This is a genomic window from Pseudomonas sp. No.21, from assembly GCF_054558415.1.
Genome location: NZ_BAAJNO010000016.1, coordinates 1 through 20,035, shown reverse-complemented (window position 1 = coordinate 20,035; position 20,035 = coordinate 1). Strand labels below are relative to the sequence as shown.

Here is a 20,035-nt window from a genome sequence, read left to right as displayed (position 1 = left end):
ATGACAGGACCCGACCGATGAGCCTGCCCGCCGCCTTCCTGCACACCGTCGAGCGCCTGATCCCCCGCGACCGGCGCTTCGACGATGCGCTTTCCACCCTCGCCTTCGGCACCGACGCCAGCTTCTACCGCCTCATCCCCAAGCTGGTGGTGCGGGTCGAGAGCGAAGCCGAAGTCATCACCCTGCTCAAGGCCGCCTACGCCGACCAGGTCCCCGTCACCTTCCGCGCCGCCGGCACCAGCCTCTCCGGCCAGGCCATCAGCGACTCGGTGCTGATTGTCCTCGGTGACAACTGGAACGGCCGCGACATCCGCAAGGGCGGCGAGCAGATCCGCCTGCAGCCCGGTGTCATCGGCGCCCAGGCCAACGCCTGGCTCGCCCCCTACGGCCGCAAGATCGGCCCCGACCCGGCCTCCATCAACGCCTGCAAGATCGGCGGCATCGTCGCCAACAACGCCAGCGGCATGTGCTGCGGCACCGCGCAGAACAGCTACCACACCCTCGCCGGCCTGCGCCTGGTGCTGGCCGACGGCACCCTGCTGGACAGTGAAGACCCGGCCAGCGTCGCCGCCTTCCAGGCCAGCCACGGCGAGCTGCTGGAGCGCCTGGCCGAACTCGGCCGGCAGACCCGCGCCAACACCGAACTGGCCGCGAAGATCCGCCACAAGTACCGCCTGAAGAACACCACCGGCCTGTCCCTCAACGCCCTGGTGGACTACGACCAGCCGCTGGACATCCTCACCCACCTGCTGGTGGGCTCCGAAGGCACCCTCGGCTTCATCAGCGCGGTGACCTACGACACCGTGCCCGAGCACCCGCACAAGGCCTCCGCGCTCATCGTCTTCCCCGATGTGGAAACCTGCTGCCGCGCCGTGCCCGTGCTCAAGACCCAGCCCGTCTCCGCCGTCGAGCTGCTCGACCGCCGCAGCCTGCGCTCGGTGCAGGAGAAGCCCGGCATGCCCGCCTGGGTCAAGGGCCTCTCCGCCAGCGCCTGCGCCCTGCTCATCGAATCCCGTGCCGCCAGCGCCAGCCTGCTGCACGAACAGCTCGCGCAGATCACCGCCTCCATCGCCGACTTCCCGGTGGAGCAGAAGGTCGACTTCAGCGAAGACCCGCTCGTCTACAACCAGCTGTGGAAGATCCGCAAGGACACCTTCCCCGCCGTCGGTGCCGTGCGCCAGACCGGCACCACGGTGATCATCGAAGACGTCACCTTCCCCGTCGAACAGCTCGCCGCCGGCGTCAACCGTCTCATCGAACTGTTCGACAAGCACCGCTACGACGAGGCCATCCTCTTCGGCCACGCCCTGGAAGGAAACCTGCACTTCGTCTTCACCCAGGGCTTCGACAGCCCCGAACAGGTCGCCCGCTACGACGCCTTCATGCAGGACGTCGCCCAACTGGTCGCCGTCGAATTCGGCGGCGCCCTCAAGGCCGAGCACGGCACCGGCCGCAACATGGCGCCCTTCGTCGAACTGGAATGGGGCAGCGACGCCTATCAACTGATGTGGCAGCTCAAGCGCCTGCTCGATCCCACCGGCATCCTCAACCCCGGCGTCATCCTCAGCGACGACCGCGAACTGCACCTGAAGAACCTCAAGCCGCTGCCCGCCGCCGACGAAATCGTCGACAAGTGCATCGAATGCGGCTTCTGCGAACCGGTCTGCCCCTCCAAGGGCCTGACCCTCAGCCCACGCCAGCGCATCGTCATCTGGCGCGACATCCAGGCCCGCAAACGCGCCGGCATCGACACCCGTGAGCTGGAGGAAGCCTTCGCCTACCAGGGCGTCGACACCTGCGCCGCCACCGGCCTCTGCGCCCAGCGCTGCCCCGTCGGCATCAACACCGGCGACCTGGTGCGCAAGCTGCGTGGCAACGCGGCCCACCACGCCGGCCGTGCCGACTGGCTCGCCGGCCACTTCGCCACCGCACTCAAGGGCGCACGCCTCACCCTGCGCCTGGCCGACGGCGCCCGCCGCCTGCTCGGCGCGCCGCTGCTGGAAAAAACCTCCGGCACCCTGCGCCGCCTCTCCGCCGGGCGCCTGCCGCAATGGACGCCCGCCCTGCCCCAGGCCGCCAAGCCCATCCAGTTCACCCCGCCGGCCAACGACGCCCGCCCCCGCGTGGTCTACCTGGCCGCCTGCGTATCCCGCGCCATGGGCCCCGCCGCCACCGACGGCGAACAGGTGCCGCTGGTGGACAAGACCCGCATGCTGCTGGAAAAGGCCGGCTATCAGGTGGTCTTCCCCGCGCAGCTGGAAAGCCTCTGCTGCGGCCAGCCCTTCGCCTCCAAGGGCTACGCCGAGCAGGCCGAAGGCAAGCGTCGCGAAATGATCGACGCCCTGCTGGAAGCCAGCCGTGGCGGCCTCGACCCCATCTACTGCGACACCAGCCCCTGCACCCTGCGCCTGGTGCAGGACGGCCTCGATTCGCGCCTGGACCTGTTCGACCCGGTGCGCTTCATCCGCACCCACCTGCTCGACCGCCTGGAGTTCACCCCCCAGGAGCAACCCGTGGCCGTACACGTCACCTGCAGCACCCAGCACCTGGGCGAATCCCAGGCGCTGATCGACCTGGTCGGCCGCTGCACCCGCCAGGTGGTCGTCCCCGAGGGCATCCACTGCTGCGGCTTCGCCGGCGACAAGGGCTTCACCACCCCGGAACTCAACGGCCACGCCCTGCGCAGCCTGAAGGACGCCGTGCAGGTCTGCGAAGAAGGCATCTCCACCAGCCGCACCTGCGAGATCGGCCTCACCCAGCACGGCGGCATCGACTACCACGGCCTGGTCTACCTGGTGGACCGCGTCACCCGCCCCCGGGCCATCTGAACCTCAAGCTGCCGTGCCTCGCACGGATTGCGCCCCGCCCAGTGCGGGGCTTTTTTTGCCCGGCAAAAACGCCTCCGCCCGCCTCCCGGCCAAGCGCAACGGCAACCCGGGTGCAATCTGCAATGGGCTTCATCCCGCCTCCCCCTCCCGACGAAATGCCAGCCCTGGAGCCCACGAAACCCGTCACGCGAGCGCCCCGTAAATCCCCACGCAGCCCATCTACTCCGCCTCTTCCAGGGCTGGCCATCATGATCTCGAAAAATGATGGCCAATTGTCAGCATTGCTCAGTTTCAGGCCAGGGACCCGCTCATATACTCGCGCCCAAACCCTTTCCCTGGCCCGCACTCCGCCGGCACTGCCCGACACCCGCTCGGCAGGCCGCCGTGGCCCTCATCAAGGATCGCGCCATGAACCACGTCTATCGCACCATCTGGAACCACGCCAAAGGTGTCTGGCAAGTCGTTGGGGAGCACACCACGCGACAGGGCAAGACCAAGTCGAGCAAATCCGCCAGCGGCGCCGGCCTGCTGGCCATCGGCGCCCTGCTGAGCCCCGGCCTCTATGCCCAGGGCATCGTCACCGACGGGCGCACGGCCACCAGCGTGGTGCAGAACGGCGCGGTCACCGACATCCGCACCGAGACCATCCGCAACGGCAACGGCTTCAACTCCTTCTCGCAGTTCAACGTGGGCAGCGGCGAAACCGCCAACCTTTATGTACCGGACTCGGCCAACGCCCTGATCAACATCGTTCGCGACCAGCGCAGCGAGATCAACGGCATCCTCAACGGCTACAAGAACGGCCAGATCGGCGGCGACATCTATTTCGCCAACCCCCACGGCATGGTCGTGGGCGAGTCCGGCGTGATCAACGTCGGCTCCCTCACCGTCACCACCCCGGACAGCGCCTCCCTGGAACGCCTGATCGGCGCCGACGGCAAGATCGACGACCTCGCCGTGGCCCAGCTGAAGTCCGGCAACCTGCCCCTTTCCGAATCCGGCCTGGTGTCCATCCGTGGCCAGGTCAATGCCAAGGGCGCCGTCACCCTCAGCGCCCGCGACGTCGGCATCGGCGCCAGCGGTCGCGTCACCGCCGGCCAGCAGGCCATGCCGCGCATCGAGCAACTGGTGAACATCGACGGCCTCGACAGCGCCGCCGCCATCACCGAGGTCAACGGCGAGATCCGCATCATCGCCGAGAACGACGTGCTGATCGCCGGCCAGGTGAACACCGACGGTGTCGCCGGCAAGTCTGCCGGCGAGATCGAGATCCGCGCCGGCCACGACATCACCATCGCCGGCGGCGGCAAGGTCTCCGCCTCGGGCCAGGGCGCCCACTCCGACGGCGGCAAGGTCGTGATCAAGGCCAAGCAGCAGAGCACCCTGGCCAAGGGCGGCACCGTGGCGGCCAACGCCGGCACCAGCGGCAATGGTGGCCAGGTCGAGCTCTCCGCCGACGAAAGCGTGACCTGGGCCGGCACCCTGGAGGCCAAGGCCGGCCAGGGCGGCGCCGTCGGCCACGTGCTGATCGACCCGCGCGAAATCAACCTCACCCAGGACCAGCGCCTGGGCGGCACGAACTACAGCCTGCAGGCGTCGGAGAAGATCAACGTCGCCGACGGCGTGATGATCTCCACCCGCAACATCGCCAACTACCAGACCGCCAGCCAGCAGGAACACCGCGACGCGGTCTCCGTCGGCGACTCCGGCGACATCACCCTGGAAGCGCCGACCATCGTCCTCGGCCAGAACGCCAAGCTCTACGCCCACACCAACAACGCCGCCTTCGAGGCCGGCGACGTCACCCTCAAGGCCATCGCTGCCGAGGGCGCCCTGCTCACCCCCGGCATCCTCGTCGGCGTGGGCAGCAACAAGACCGAAATCACCCTGGGCGCCGGCACCGAGATCCGTGGCGGCCAGGTCACCCTCAGCGCCGAATCCTCCACCGCGCTGACCGACAGCCTGTCCAGCGACGGCCTGTACAACGGCGTCGATGAAAACGGCCACCCCATCGCCCAGGTCCTCGACGACGACGAGCTGGAAGAACAGCGACAGGCCCTGGCCGATGCCGGCGTGCAGACCGATGACGACGGCGGCAGCGACTTCTTCGGCGGCCTGCTCGACACCCTCGCCAGCAGCGGCCTGCTGGCCTCGGTGCAGGTGCTCGATGCCCAGTCCAAGGTCAACATCGGCAACGGCGTGAGCATCATCGGCAGCAACGATGTGAACATCTCGTCCCACGCCAGCACCAACGCCCAGGCCGAGGTCGCCGACCTGCCGGTGGGCGCCGTGGTCTCGGTGACCAACACCGACGCCCAGCTCAACGTCGGCCAGAACGCCCGCATCGAATCCCTGGGCGGCAACGTCAACCTCAAGAGCCAGTCCGACACCACCGTGGAAACCGCGGTAGAAGCCGGCGCCCTCGAAGGCCTGCCGGTCACCCTCACCGCCAACGTCACCTCGGCCAAGGGCCGCGCCACCACCACCGTCGGCAGCGGCAGCCTGATCAAGGCCGCCTTCGACGCCAGCGTCAGCGCCGAGCAGGTCAAGGTGTTCGATGTCAGCGCCCAGGCCGGCGACGCCGAGGGCGCCATCGGCGTCTCGGTGCTGGTCGCCCTCTCCGACCTGCAGGCCCGCAACGATTTCAACGGCACCCTGGAAGCCGGCGGCAACGCCACCCTGGAAGCCAAGGTGGACACCCAGTCCAACAGCAACGAAGCCGCCGTGATGCTCGGCGACGAGAACAAGATCGTCGCCACCCTGGAAGAGAAGATCGGCGAGGCCGGCGAAGACCCCACCGAGCTGCTCCAGGCCAAGACCAAGGACGGCATCAAGGAGCTGCTGAAGAAGCTCGTCGAGAAGGGCGAGGAAGAAGAAGGCGAGAAAGGCGGCAGCGAGCAGAGCAAGGGCTTCCTCGATGAACTGGGCGCCGCCGGTGCCCTGGCCTACATCAACCACGACAACCAGGCGCTGCTGAACCTGGGCAGCCAGGCCAAGGTCAAGGCCGGCCAGGATGCCAGCCTCAACGCCGAGGTCACCGACCTGCTGGACTCCACCGTGTCCTCGGTGATCTCCGACAAGAAGAACGCCGACAAGCCGTTCGACTTCAGCACCGAAAGCACCGGCAAGAAGAACGGCGTGGGCGTCGCCATCCTCATCAGCAACCAGGACAACGACGCGGTGCTGACCGTGCGCCCGGGCGCCGAGCTGGACGCCATGCAGGCCCTCAGCCTCAACGCCAAGACCAGCCTGCCGTGGCTGGACCAGAGCCGCCTGTCGAACCTGATCAAGGCCTTCAGCGCCGACAACCTCAGCGACTTCCTGCAGACCATCAACGAAGGCCAGATGTTCAGCACCTGGGTCAACGCCGCCACCGCCGTCTCCGGCGAAGGCGCCCAGGACAGCGGCACCACCCTCAGCGGCATGGTCGACATCAACCACGTCGGCCTCAACGCCAAGGTGGATGTCGCCGATGGCGTCAACATCAACCAGGACCTGGCCTACCGCGGCCAGGAACAGACCGTCGACATCGAAGCGCGCACCGAATCGCAGATGGTCAACGTCGCCGCCGACCCGGGCCTGTTCAACAACGAAGGCGGCAAGAACGGCTTCGGTGCCGGCCTCATCGCCGGCATCTACAGCAACAGCGCCCAGGCCACCGTCGGCGCGGTGAACCTCTACGCCAGCGAGCTCAACGTCAACGCCGTCACCGACGTCGACATCCTCAACTACGCGGTGGCCGGCTCCAAGGGCGGCACCAACGCCCTCAGCGGCTCGATCTCCGTCTCCGTGCTGGACAACCTCACCCGCGCCGGCATCGACGACGGCGCCCACCTGGTGGTGAGCGACGAGAACGGCGGCAGCGGCGACATCAACATCAACGCCAGCGATGAAACCGACAGCCTGACCATCACCGGCGGCGTGGTGAAATCCACCAGCAAGGCCGCCGGCGTCGCCGTCGGCGTGCACGCCTTCGACCGCACCACCGAAGCCTGGCTGGGCAGCCGCGACACCCAGCTCGCCGCCGGCTCCGTGGCCGCGTCCGGCGGCCTCAAGGTCGGCGCCAGCGCCGATGGCCGCATCGGCAACTACGCCCTCTCCGTGGCCCTCACCGCACCGCCGGCACCCAGCACCCAGCCCGCCGCGCAGTCCCGCGAGGGCACCGGTTCCTTCGGCATCAACGTCTCCGGTTCGGCGGCGGTGAACACCCTGGACAACCTGGTTCGCGCGCGCATCACCGACAACCTCGACATCGATGCCGGCGCGGTCAACGTGCAGGCCAGCGACGACACCGCGCTGCACGCCATCGCCGGCGGCGCCGCGGTCTCCAGCAATACCGGCAACGGCGTCGGCCTGGCCGGTGCCTACACCCAGAACACCGTGGACTCCCTGGTGGAGGCCGAGCTGGCCGCCACCGGCGACGTCACCGCGCGCCGCCTCGACATCGCCGCCGACAACGAAGCCAGCGCCCTGTCGATCTCCGCCGGTGTCTCCGCCAGCGCCTCGGCCAGCAGCTACCAGGTGGCCGGCTCGGTGAGCGTCAACTCGATCGACAGCACCACTCGCGCGCGCCTCGCCGACGGCGCCATCGATGCCGTCGACGGCGTCACCGTCAGCGCCCGCGACGACTCCAGCATCCACGCCGTGGCCGGTGCCGCCAGCTTCGGCGGCAAGGCCGGCGTCGGTGCGGGCCTGTCGATCAACAGCATCGACGGCGCCACCGAAGCCGTGGCCGATGGCCTGCGCCGCCTCGACAGCAACGCCGGCCTCAGCCTCAACGCCAGCAGCGACGCCGACCTGGTCTCGGTGGCCGCCGCCATGGGCTACTCCAACCAGTACGCCTTCGACGGCGCCGTGGCCATCAACCAGCTGGACCACGACACCCTCGCCGCCCTGCGCGGCAGCCACGACCTCAACCTCGGTGGCGCCCTGGCGGTGAACGCCGGCAACACCAGCAGCATCTGGACCGCCTCCGGTTCGGCCGCCATCGGCAACGACGGTGCCGTGGGTGCCAGCTTCGGCTACAACACCATCAGCGACCGCGTCAGCGCCGAGATCCTCGACAGCGACGCCGAAGCCGCCAGCATCGCCGTGCAGGCGAACCAGCAGAGCGACATCAACGCCCTGGTCGCCGGTGGCGCCGTGGCCGCACGCTCCTCCGCCGTGGCCGGCTCCATCGCCATCAACACCATCGACAACCGCACCAGCGCCCGTACCGATGACTCCAGCCTGACCAGCCACGGCTCGCTGCTGGTGAACGCCCAGGACGCCTCGCGCATCCGCAGCCTCACCGGTGCCCTGGCCTACGGTGGCCAGGGTGCGGGCATCGGCATCGCCGGTTCCTACAACCAGATCTCCGGCGCGGTCTATGCCGGCATCAACGGCGGCAACCTCCAGGCCGGCGACCTGCTGCGCGTCAGTGCCCTGCGCAACCAGCAGCTGCAATCCCTGGCCGCCGGTGCTGCGGTGGGCAACAACGTCGGCGTCGCCGGCTCGGTGGCCGTCAACATGGTCGGCGGCTCCACCCTGGCCGAGATCGGTGACGGTGCCCAGGTCCACAGCGACGGCAGCCTGCTGCTGACCGCACGCTCCGACAGCGACATCGAAACCGTGGCCGGCGCCCTGGGCGTGGGCCTGTCCGGCGTCGGCCTGTCCGGCGCGGTGGCGGTCAACCAGCTCGAAGGCACCACCACCGCCCGGGTCACCGGTGCGTCCACCCACCTGAGCGCCGACGGCCAGGGCGCCGCCCGCGCCATCGACAACGGCCAGCTCAACGGCAACCTGGGCAGCGACCTGCGCGATCGCACCCTGCAGGACAGCATCAAGGGCATCGGCGTCGTCGCCAGCAGCACCGACGAGATCGACACCGTTTCCGTCAGCGTCGGCGGCGGTTCCAGCGTCGGCGTGGCCGGCGCGGTCACCGTCAATAGGGTCGGCGGCTCCACCCTGGCCCAGGTCAGCGGTGCCACCCTCGACAGCGACGCCGCCACCCAGGTCGGCGCCTACCACCACACCCGCGTCACCACCGGCAACGGTGCCGGCGCAGGCGGTGGCACCGCCGGGGTCGGCGTGTCCACCACTACCAACATCCTCGACCACGACACCCAGGCCCTGGTCGCCAACGCCACCCTCGGCAGCGACGCCGGCATTGGCGTGAACGCCCGCGCCACCCACGACCTCAACGCCGTGGTCGTCGGCGCCGCCATCGGCGGTACCGCCGGAGTCAACGGCTCGGTGGCCGTCACCACCCTGGCCGGCACCGTGCGCAGCAACGTGCAGGGCTCCAACCTGCGCAGCGACGCCGGTGGCATCGAGATCGCCGCCGACGCCGACAACGACCTCGACATCGTCGCCGGTGGCGTAGCAGGCGGCGGTGTGGCCGGCGTCGGTGCCACCATCATCGTCACCGACCTCAACCAGCGCACCGAGGCCTCCACCTCCGGCGCCACCCGCCTGGACGCCAGCGGCCTCACCGCCATCGACGCCAGCGCCGCCCAGGACGTGACCATCGTCGGCTTCACCGGCGCCGGTGGCGGCACTGCCGGCGTGGCCGGCACCGTCAACGTGCTGGTCGCCAAGGGCCAGACCCTCGCCGGTATCGGCGCGGGCAGCCAGATCAACACCCAGCTGGGCGGCGCCCAGCAGGACGTGCGCGTGCACGCCCAGGACAGCCTCGAAACCACCGACGTGCTCGGCACCGCCGGTGTCGGCGGCGTGGCCGGCGTCGGTGCCGGCGCCGACGTGCAGGTGGTGCGCAGCGGCGCCATCGCCAGCGTCGGAGACGGCGCCACGGTCAAGGCCGGCCGCGACATCACCGTCGAAGCCGAGAACAGCCGCGACATCGACTCCGTCTCCATCGCCGCCGCCGGCGGTGGCTACGTCGGCGCGGGCGCCGGCGTCTCGGTGGTCAGCGTCGCGTCCGGTGCCTCCTCCCAGGCCACCGGCAGCCTCGACAACAGCATCCGCAACGCCCAGAACGTCGCCCGCAATTCCGGCCTCAACGGCCAGATGGGCAACGCCTTCTCAGGCTCCAGCCAGCTGCAGGCCGACATCAACGCCAACCAGCAGACCATCAGCCCCAACGACACCTTCCTCAGCACCCCAGACGGCACCGCCTACTCCGCTGCTGCACGGGTGGGCAACGCCACCCTGGACGCCGGCCGCAACGTCACCGTCAGCGCCCACAACAGCACCGATGCCCTCAGCGAGGCAGCCGGTGTGGCCGGCGGCCTGGTGGGCGCCGGTGCCGGCGTCGCGGTGATCAACGTCGGTGACCGCAGCCTGGCGGAACTGGGCGGCACCCTGCGTGCCGGCGGCACCGTGCGCATCAGCGCCGAAGACGGCCAGGACGGCACCACCCAGGCCCTCGCCCAGGCGGGCGGTGGCGGCCTGGTGGGCCTCGGCGCCGCCGTGGCGGTGAGCGAGAAGTCCAGCCAGACCACCGCGCGCATCCTCGACGGCGCCAACATCACCGCCGGCGGCGCCCTCAGCGTCGACGCCGACCTGGACCACGCGCTCAAGGCGCAGACCGTCGGCGTCAGTGCCGGCGGCGTGGCCGTGGGCGCGAGCATCGCCACCTCCAGCAGCAGCGGCCAGGCCCAGGCCCTGGTGGGCAAGAACGTGCAGGTCAGCGCCGGCAGCCTCGCCGTCGACGCCAGCGCACGCTCCAGCAACAACGTCGACGCCGTCGGCGTCAGCGGCGGCATCGTCGCCGGCAACGCGGTGGTCGCCACCGCCAGCGACCGCACCAGCGCCCGTGCCTGGGTCGACGACGGCAGCCGCGTCACCACCCAGGGCGCCATCGGCATCCGCGCCAGCACCGACCCGATGACCCGCGCCTTCGCCATCGGCGCCTCCGTGGGCGCCGGCGCCATCGGTGCCAGCGTCGCCACCGCCAACGTCGACAACAGCGTGCAGGCCGGCACCGGCGCGGTGAACCTCACCGGCGGTTCGCTGGAGGTGGACGCCGCCGCCCAGCGCACCCGCAACCAGAGCGCCGAAGCGCAGGCCGTGGGCGCCAGCGGCGGCGCCCTGATGGGCCTCAACGCCACCGTCGCCAGCGCCAACCTGGACACCAATGTGCTCGCCGATATCGGCCAGGGCACCCAGCTCGCCATCACCGGCAACGCCGCGGTGAAGGCCAGCGACGCCACCCGGGTCAAGACCGACGCCACCGGCATCGCCGTCGGTGGCCTGCTGGCCGTGGGCGCCAACGTCGGCCTGGCCGACATCGACGCCACCCAGCGTGTGCGCTTCGGCGCCACCGGCCTGGTGGGCGGCACCCTGGCCCTCTCCGCCACCGGCAGCAACGGCATCAGCGGCGACGCGGTGGCCGGCAGCGGCGGTGTGGTCGCCGGCAGCGCCTCCACCCTCAACCTCGACGCCACCAGCACCACCACCGTGGACGTGCTGGGCAACACCAACATCCTCACCGGCCGCACCGATGTGCTGGCCGAGCACCGCCTCGACTACGCCGCCGACAGCGACTCGATCCAGGCCGCCATGGTCGGCGCCTCGGGCACCTTCATCGACCTCGACCTCGGTGCCACCACCCAGGTGCTGGTACGCGACGGCGCCCGCGTGGCCGCCCTCGACGGCCTCGACATCGAAGCCCACACCATCACCCAGGGCGGCGCCGAGGCCTTCTCCGGCTCGGGCGGCGTGATCAGCGGCAGCGCCGTGCTGGTCGACAACACCCTCCGCGACACCACTCGCATCCAGGTCGGCAACAACGTCGGCATGGCCACCGTGGGCAGCCCGCTGGACATCGACAAGGGCCACCTGCGCCTGAGCGCCCACAACACCCTGCGCGCCGCCGACACCGGCAAGCTGTCGGCCGGTGGCGCCATCGCCGCCCCCTACGCGGGCACCGAGATGGACGTGGACGTCACCAACCAGGTGACCTTCGGCGACAACCTGAGCATGAAGAGCAGCGGCCTGCTGCAGGTGGGCGCGTACAGCGACACCCGCGCCAGCACCAATGCCCGCGTGGACGTCTACGGCCTGGTGGGCGCCGGCGGCGGCGACTCCAAGATCGACCTGACCGCTGCGCAGCTGATCCGCTTCGGCGCCAACGCCGACCTGCTCGGCTACGGCAACCTCGGCCTGCGCGCCGGCCAGAGCGCCGATGGCAACCTGGCCAACGACATCCGCGCCAGCGCCAGCACGGTGGTGGTCAACAACACCCTGATCCCGGTGACTGCAGTTCTCGATGCCGATGCCACTGCGACCACCACCAACGACCTGGTGTTCGGCACCGGCGCCCTGCTGCGCTCGGTGCGCAACGTCGACCTGATCGCCACCAACGGCGCGGTCAGCGCCAGCGGCGGCGGCGTGGGCAAGAACCCCTACCTGGCACTGTTCTCCAGCGAGCAGACCACCCGCTCCGACCGGGTCAACCAGTTGGCCAGCCTCACCCTCGCCAACAGCCGTGTGGTGGCGGGCGCGGGCAACCGCCAGGAGGTCTACTGGGACGGCAACCAGCTGCGCACCGTGTCCTCGCTGAACGACCTGACCGTGCAGTACAAGGCCGCCGGCAGCGCCAACGCGTTCCGCCCGCTGGCCGAGATCGACGCCACCCTGGCCAGCCTCAACCAGCAGCTCGCCGGCCTCACCCCGGGCTCGGCCGCGTACACCAGCCTGAGCGACCAGATCGCCCTCTACACCCAGATGCGCGCCAGCACCGCGCAGTCCCTGGGCGCCGGCGCCAACGGCAACACCACCGTGGACACCCTGGTGATCGGCGACATCATCGCCGGCGCCGGTGACATCCGCGTCGGTGCCGATCGCATCCAGCAGTCCGGTGCCAACCTGACCGCCTACGGCGCGCCGACGGTGATCATCCACAACAGCTCCGACGACTACCTGGTGACCAACGGCATCCTGGTTTCCGCCGCGGGCACCGGCAGCATCACCTCCACCGGCGCGGCCAAGCTGGCCAACAGCGGCGCCACCCTGACCGAGGTGAAGCGCTCGCAGTCCGACTACTACGATGCCACCCAGCGCCCGAGCGTGCCCTCGATCGTCATCGAGAACACCTACGACACCAACCTGGCGGGCAACACCAGCCCGGCTCCGGGCATCCTGGTGCTCGGCGACATCGAGAACCTCAAGGGCCACACCTCGCTGAGCAACACCTCGGGCAACGTCTCGCAGTTCGCCACCATCGAGAGCTACCAGCTGAGCATGAACGTGCCCAACGGCGACCTGTTCGTCAGCCTGCCGGGCCGCAGCTGGAACCTGGCCTCGGTGCAGTCGGAGTGGGCCAACGTCATCAACGGCCTGAACCCGAGCAGCCTCAGCGGCCGCAACGTGCCCGACTCCATCGCCGAGTTCGCCGCGAACGTGGTCTACAACGGCTCCTACGCCTTCACCAGCAAGGAAGCCTTCACCGACTACCTGATCCGCAACTACGGCAGCGGCAACGGCACCGACCAGCAGATCATCCTCGACGGCATGGTCCGCGGTTACTGGGAAACCGACGACGACAACACCGCCAACCGCGTCTGGTACAAGGACACCCGGTACGAGTACAGCGGCAACATGTCGGCCAGCGACCATGACTTCTGGACCGGCAACACCGGTGTGTGGGATTGGCGCTACACCATGATGCAGGCCTACAAGACGCAGAACAGCGCGGCCCTGGGCCAGTCCGACACCAGCGGCTCCACCGCCAGCGCCCTGCGCGTGGGCGGCGCCCTGGCGATCAACGCGAAGAACATCAACATCAACGCCGGCATCGAGGTGGGCGCGCGCACCGACTGGTCGCTGAACCTGGGCGCCGCCGCGGCCGCCGAGATCGCCAGCATCGCCAACGGCAACGGCCTGGTGCGCCTGAACAACGTCAGCGGCATCGCCGACGGCAACGGTGCCGACGAGGTGCCGGTGGTGTACTGGGATTCGGACAAGCAGCGCATCCAGGTGCAGCGCATCAATGCCGCCGGCGGCGGCTCGGTGTCGCTGACCGGCAACATCATCAACACCAACACGGTGGGCAATATCGTCGTCAACTCCGGCTACGGCGATGTCGAGATCAACAACACCACCGGCCGCGACCTGATGCTCAGCGACATCGACCTGGGCAACGGTGGCCAGAGCGTGGTGCGCATCACCGACACCCTCAAGCATTGGGGCGACGGCCGCGCGCAGACCTGGTGGTACGTCAACCAGGCCGGCCAGGACAGCGTCTCGGTCTACAACAACGCCAACGGCGCCACCGCCCTCACCGGCGCCAGCCTGGCGAGCGTGATCGGCCGCGACTTCACCTACACCCCGCAGGCCGGCGCCCGCTACGAGTGGACCCAGGACTACCACATCACCCGTACCTACACCGGCCCCACCAGCATCTCGGGCAAGAGCGACGAGATCCCCGGCAACCTGGGCAACTGGGTGAGCGAGATCGCCACCGCCGACGGCAAGGCCTACCTGACCAGCGCCGGCGACGTAGTGGTGCGCGCCGTCACCGGTAACGACCAGGCCTTCATGCAGTGGGCCGACGCCGACATCGGCTACACCACCGTGCGCACCACCTCCGACGGCGACGAATGGGGCGGCTACTACGCCGGCGCGACCTTCGACCTGGCCACCGACATCCAGATGACCGTCACCAACAGCGTGAAGGCCGACCACGCCATCCCGATCCGCTTCGTCGGCAACAGCGAGTCGCGCCTGCAGGTGGATTCGGGCTCCAACGTGCTGATCGGCGGCACCATCCGCAACGACGTCGGCACCAGCACCTTCGATGTCACCGGCTCGCTGCTGCAGGCCGGCGGTTCGCTCCAGGGCAAGGACCTGGTGCTCAACGCCAGTGCCGGCATCGGCAGCGCCAGCGACGCGCTGAAGCTGATCGACTCCCGCGTGGCCGGCGCCTCGGTCAGCGCCAGCAGCCAGGGCGACATCTTCCTGGCCAGCAGCGGCGACTTCTACGCCAAGTCAATCCAGACCACGGGCGACGTCACCGTCAACGCCGTCGGCGGCATCTACCAGCACGCCGACGCCGTGGGCGTGTCCATCGGGGGCGACGTGCTCAACCTGCACTCGGGCTCGGGCAGCTCCATCGGCGGGGTCAACAACCCGCTGGTCACCCAGAGCAACGAGATCAACGCCTCCGCCCCGGGCAGCGTCACCCTCACCCAGGGCAGCGGCAACATGAACGTCGGCTACATCGAGTCGCTGTTCGGCAACGTCGAGCTCAACACCCCGAGCGGGCAGATCCTCGGCGCCGCGCCCAAGGGCGAGGACCAGGACGCCAAGCTGCAGGAGAAGATCGCCGAGTGGGAGGCCATGGGCCTCACCGACGCCAACCACGCGCAGAGCACCATCAACGGCTACGAGAACCGGGTGGAACGCTACTACAGCGACTACTGGACCCTTCGCGAGCGCGCCAGCAACCCGGACGGCAGCTTCAGCCTGACCAGCGCGGGCCTCGACCTCTACCGCGAGCAGGTCAGCGCCAGCCTCGGCCACAGCGCCAGCGACGCCGAGATCAACAGCGCCATGAAGGCCCGCTACCTGGAGGCGAAGAGCTTCCTGGCCGGCGCGCCGGGCGTCGACCAGGGCCTGCTGCAGACCCGTGCGGCCGACTTCCAGTACAGCCTGGACACCGCCTCCGAGCTGTACGCGCAGATGACCCACGGCGCGGTCTGGGACAAGAGCATGCTGGGCACGGTGATCAACGCCGGCGCGGTGGCGGGCGACCGTCCCTCCACCGGCGCGCTGCCCAACGTCTCCGCGACCCAGGGCTCGATCCGCCTGAACAACGACCCGACCCAGGCCCTGCCCGAGGCGGAGACCCTGGTCTTCACCCTCAAGCGCACCGACGGCTACCTGCCGATCGTCACCCAGCTCTCCTCCTCGGAAGGCAACAGCTACAGCTCCAGCCAGCTGATGGCCTTCCTCGCCGAGGCCAAGCCGGGCACGCTGCAGGCCGACCAGGTGGACGGCGACACCGTGCGCATCACCCTGCGCCCGCGCTACGACCTGGCGGTGGAAGCCAAGGACCCGGTGGTGATCGACGCCAAGGGCGACTACCACGTGGGCACCTCCCAGGACGTGATCCTCAAGGACATCACCGTGGGCGGCACCCTCTACGTCTATGCCGGCCGCGACGTGATCAACCAGACCGCCACCGGCGTCGCCGGCGCCGTCACCGGCGGCCTGTACATCGATGCCGGCCGCAACATCGGCTCGCCGGACAACCCCATCCAGGTCACCAACAACGGCACCGACCCGGTCACCGTGTACCGCCTGGTGGCCCCGGGCACCGCCAACGTGGTGGTGCTCAACGGCAACGTGGTGGTCGGCAAGATCGACGTGAAGGGCGAGACCAACCTGGTGGCCAACAACGGCGATTTCTACTCCCTGGGCGATTACGCCACCTTCGATGGCGGCCTGGTCAACCTGCGCGCCGTGGACGGCAACGGCCGGACCTCGGGCTACATCGGCACCGCGCTGAACCCGTTCAACGTCGTGCAGAAGCAGGGGGCCCTGGGCCTGTTCGGCCTCGGCGCCAATGTGCTCGCCACGCAGAACGACCTGGTGATGTCCAACGGCGTGCTGGACGGCCTGGTGTCGCTCACCGCAAGCCTCGGCTCGATCCTCATGGACGACGAGGACTCGGTGATCCGCACCACCGACGAAGGCACCGGCCAGGTCGACCTGGTCGCCGCCACCGGCATCGGTGAAACCGGCGCCGCCATCCGCCTGGATACCGGCCACTTCAACGCCCAGACCCCGGTGGGCGACGTCAACTTGCACCTGCACCGCGAGGCCCGCGCCGAGCGCGTGCATGCCCTCACCGGTTCCGCCCACCTGGTGGGCGACGGCGACGGCGTGCTCGGCACCACCGACCTGGACCTGGCCGACGTGCGCGTCGCCCGTGACCTGGAACTGCGCGCCGAAAGCATCCGTGGCCAGGTCACCCAGACCGTGCAAGCCACCCCGCTGCGCCTGTGGGCGACCCACCTGCAGGGCGGCGTGGCCGACCGCATCGACCTGGGCATCACCGCCGCGCCCTACGTGCTCAACGAGCAGCTGGCCGCCCGCGTCGCCGACATCCGCTCCAACGCCACGCGCTTCAACATCGTCAACGGCCACATCGGCGAAGAGATGAAGCTCACCACCGGCTACGTCAACGCGCTGATGGACAACACCACCCCGGCGCTGCGCTACGCCAGCGACTTCCAGTACTACATCCCCTGGAAGGGCTTCTCGCTGGACCTGGAGACCCGCGGCGCCACCGGCTCCCGCGCGCCCATGTGGTTCAACTCGGCCCGTGGCGTATTCACCCGCAACATGGTCACCAGCGGCCACGCCACCTTCGACCTGGCCCGCCCGCACTTCAGCACCGACCTGCGCCAGACCGGCGGGGAGGCGATGCCCGCCTACTCCGCGGCCTACCCCGTGCGCCCGGCGCTGCAACGTGCCAATGCAATCTCCGCCGCCCCGCTGGCGGTCAACCTCGGTACCCAGAGCAGTGACGATGACTCCATCTAAGACCCTCACCAACGGCGGCCTGCGGGCCGTCGCCAGCCGCGCGCCCTTCCTGCTCGGTGCCGCCGGGCTGCTGTTCGCCGCCCTCGCCAGCGCCGAGGCGCTGCCCTCCGGCGCACTGCCCGGCGCCATCAGCTCGGAGCTGCTGCGCCAGCCGCAGCGCGCCCAGGAGCGCCAGGAAGCCCGCCCGCAGGACGACACGCCGGTGCTCGACGTGCCCGTGGTGGGCGACCAGAAGCTGCCGGACAACCCCAGCGTCGCCTTCCAGCTGGACGCGGTGGTGTTCAGCGAGACCGCCATCCTCGATGCCCAGCAACTGCAGGAGATCGCCAAGCCCTACCTCGGCCGCAAGGTGGGCTTCGCCGACCTGCAGCAGCTGATCTCGGCGGTGAACCGCCTGTACGACGAGAAGGGCTACGTCACCGCCCGCGCCATCCTGCCGCCCCAGCGCATCGAGCAGGGCCGCGTGCGCATCCAGCTGGTGGAAGGCCGCGTCGGCGAGCTGGTGCTCGAAGGCAACAGCTACATGAACGAGGACTTCATCCGCGAGCGCCTGGACATCGGCAACGGCGAGCTGGTGGACCCCAAGCGCCTGGAAGCCGAGCTGTCGCGCTTCAACCGGGTGAGCAACGGCACCCTCTCCGCCTCGCTGCAGCCGGGCAAGGGCTACGGCCTCACCGACGTCTACGTGAACGTCAACGAGCCGCCGCAGAACAGCCTCGACCTGTTCGCCAACAACCACGGCTACGAATCCACCGGCGAGGAAACCGGCGGCATGATGTACCGCCACTACGGCGCCCTCGGCCGTGACGACGTGTTCTCCGCCTTCCTCTCCGGCTCCCGGGGTTCGGGCGTGGGCATGCTGTCCTACGACGCGCCCTTCAACACCCTGGGCGGGCGCATCGGCGGGCGCCTGGGCAAGAGCAAGGCGAAGGTGATCTACGGGCCCTTCCGCAGCCTGGATTCGGAGAGCGACTCGAAGAACGGCTCGCTGTTCATCAGCCACCCGCTATGGAGCAACCAGGACTGGCTGCTCACCGGCCAGCTGACCTATGGCGAACAGCGCACCAAGAACTACATCGCCGATGTCTTCCTCAACGAGAACCGCGTGCGCACCACCCAGGCCGACCTCACCGCGCTGTACCTGGCGCCGGGCCGCTCCCTGCGCGTGGGCCTGGGCTACCAGGATGCCCGCAGCGAGCTGGAAGGCACCGCCATCCGCGAGAACTACGGCCTCTGGGTCGGCTACTGGCAGTTCTACCAGGCCCTCAGCGCGGACTGGTACCTGAACGCCAGCGGCGCCTGGCAGTACGCCAACCGCGAGGGCGTGCCCTCCAGCCAGCTGTTCCAGATCGGCGGCGCCTCCACCGTGCGCGGCTACCGCCAGGGCGAGCTGGCCGGCGACGGCGGCCTGTACTCCAACCTGCAGGCCAACTACCGCATCACCCAGGCCCTGACCAGCTTCGGCTTCTACGACTACGGGCGCATCGACTCCTCGTTCCGCCAACCGGAGAAACTGGACAGCGTGGGCGGCGGCTTCAACTGGCAGGCCACCTCGCGCCTGAGTGGCGAGGTGACCCTCGGCGTGCCCCTGACCAAGGTGCGCTCCGACCAGGACAACGCCTACGTCAACCTGCAAGTGGTGTTCAAGGTCCTCTGACGCCACGCCCCGAATCCGCTCCCGTGCTGAAGCCCGGCCCATGTGACCCCATCTCGTGGGCGGGGCTTCGGCGCCGGGGCGGCCCCTTCGATCCTCTCTGCCGTAGCCCGGGCTTCAGCCCCGGGGCCTGAGGCGGCCTGCTCCAGAAAAACACTGAACCGCGCGTTTCACCGGGCAGTCCATCCTTACAAGCCCGTCGGCAAGCCCGGGCTTATCCGTCTCGGACGTCATTGCTCCACTCGGCCTCTACAAAGGGCCTATCCGAGTGCCAAAGAACGAGAGAGGAGACTCCCCTCATGAAACGCACCGCCCTGTTGATCACAGCCGCCCTGATGGCTTCCCCGGTGTTCGCCGATGACCTCTGCACCATCAACCTGCAGAAGATCAGCGACGCCATGGCCACCAATACCACCCTGGGCGACCCGCTGAAGAAAGAAGTGGAAGACCTGCGCATGAAGGCCGAACAGGCCAAGACCGCCGGTGATACCGAAGCCTGCATCAACTCGTCCAACATGGCGCTGCAGCGCCTGCAAGGGCCGAACAAGGAAGGCGGTAGCGACGGCGCCAGCCAGTGACCCGCCCCGCGTGAACAAGCCAGCCTCGTGCTGGCTTTTTCATGCCCCGCGCAACGCCTCGCCCCTGCCTATACTCCTGGACACCCCCGCCAGGAGCCTCGCCATGCGCCGCCTCGCCGCCTTCATCGCCGCCGCCCTGATCAGCACCCCGCTCTGGGCCATGCACTGCCCCCAGGACATGGCCAAGATCGACGAAATGCTCAAGACCGACCCGCCCTCCGACACCGCCCTGCTGGCGGAAGTCCAGCGCCTGCGCGCGGAAGGCGAAGAGCTGCACAAGGCCGGCAACCACGAGGAATCGGCCAGGGTGCTCAAGGAAGCCATCGACATGCTGCAAGCCAGCGAATGAGCCTGGCCCGCCACCCGTATACATCCACGCGCTTGGAACGTGGCTTTGCTTTTAGTCACCGGTAAAGGGGCGCAACGAGACCTCGGAGCATGCAGCCGCCGCTCAGTCCGGACGTAGGGTGTGCTGCGTGTTC

At 69.3% G+C, this 20,035-nt stretch carries 5 protein-coding genes; all 5 read left to right on the top strand.

Features of this window, described 5'->3' with window-relative positions; genetic code table 11:
• The first annotated feature begins 17 nt into the window (after positions 1-17).
• The 5 genes from ACYJSS_RS26400 to ACYJSS_RS26380 all read left to right on the top strand — a co-directional run bounded on the left by ACYJSS_RS26400 (position 18) and on the right by ACYJSS_RS26380 (position 19,902).
• On the top strand, positions 18-2,828 hold the full coding sequence (locus tag ACYJSS_RS26400) for an FAD-binding and (Fe-S)-binding domain-containing protein (protein WP_236205935.1): 2,811 nt from the start codon (positions 18-20) through the stop codon (positions 2,826-2,828).
• A 408-nt stretch (positions 2,829-3,236) separates the two neighbouring features.
• Positions 3,237-17,321, top strand: coding sequence for a leukotoxin LktA family filamentous adhesin (locus tag ACYJSS_RS26395; RefSeq protein WP_459480833.1), 14,085 nt, complete (start codon positions 3,237-3,239; stop codon positions 17,319-17,321).
• A complete protein-coding gene (locus tag ACYJSS_RS26390) occupies positions 17,308-18,978 on the top strand; it encodes a ShlB/FhaC/HecB family hemolysin secretion/activation protein (RefSeq protein WP_236205932.1) in 1,671 nt (556 codons plus the stop codon). Before ACYJSS_RS26395 ends, ACYJSS_RS26390 begins: the two co-directional genes overlap by 14 nt.
• Positions 18,979-19,274: 296 nt before the next feature.
• Positions 19,275-19,553: a hypothetical protein gene (locus tag ACYJSS_RS26385; RefSeq protein ID WP_111260189.1), complete on the top strand. Its 279-nt coding sequence runs from the start codon at positions 19,275-19,277 to the stop codon at positions 19,551-19,553.
• A gap of 103 nt (positions 19,554-19,656) precedes the next feature.
• A complete protein-coding gene (locus ACYJSS_RS26380; protein ID WP_111260190.1) occupies positions 19,657-19,902 on the top strand; it encodes a hypothetical protein in 246 nt (81 codons plus the stop codon).
• Positions 19,903-20,035 lie beyond the last annotated feature (133 nt).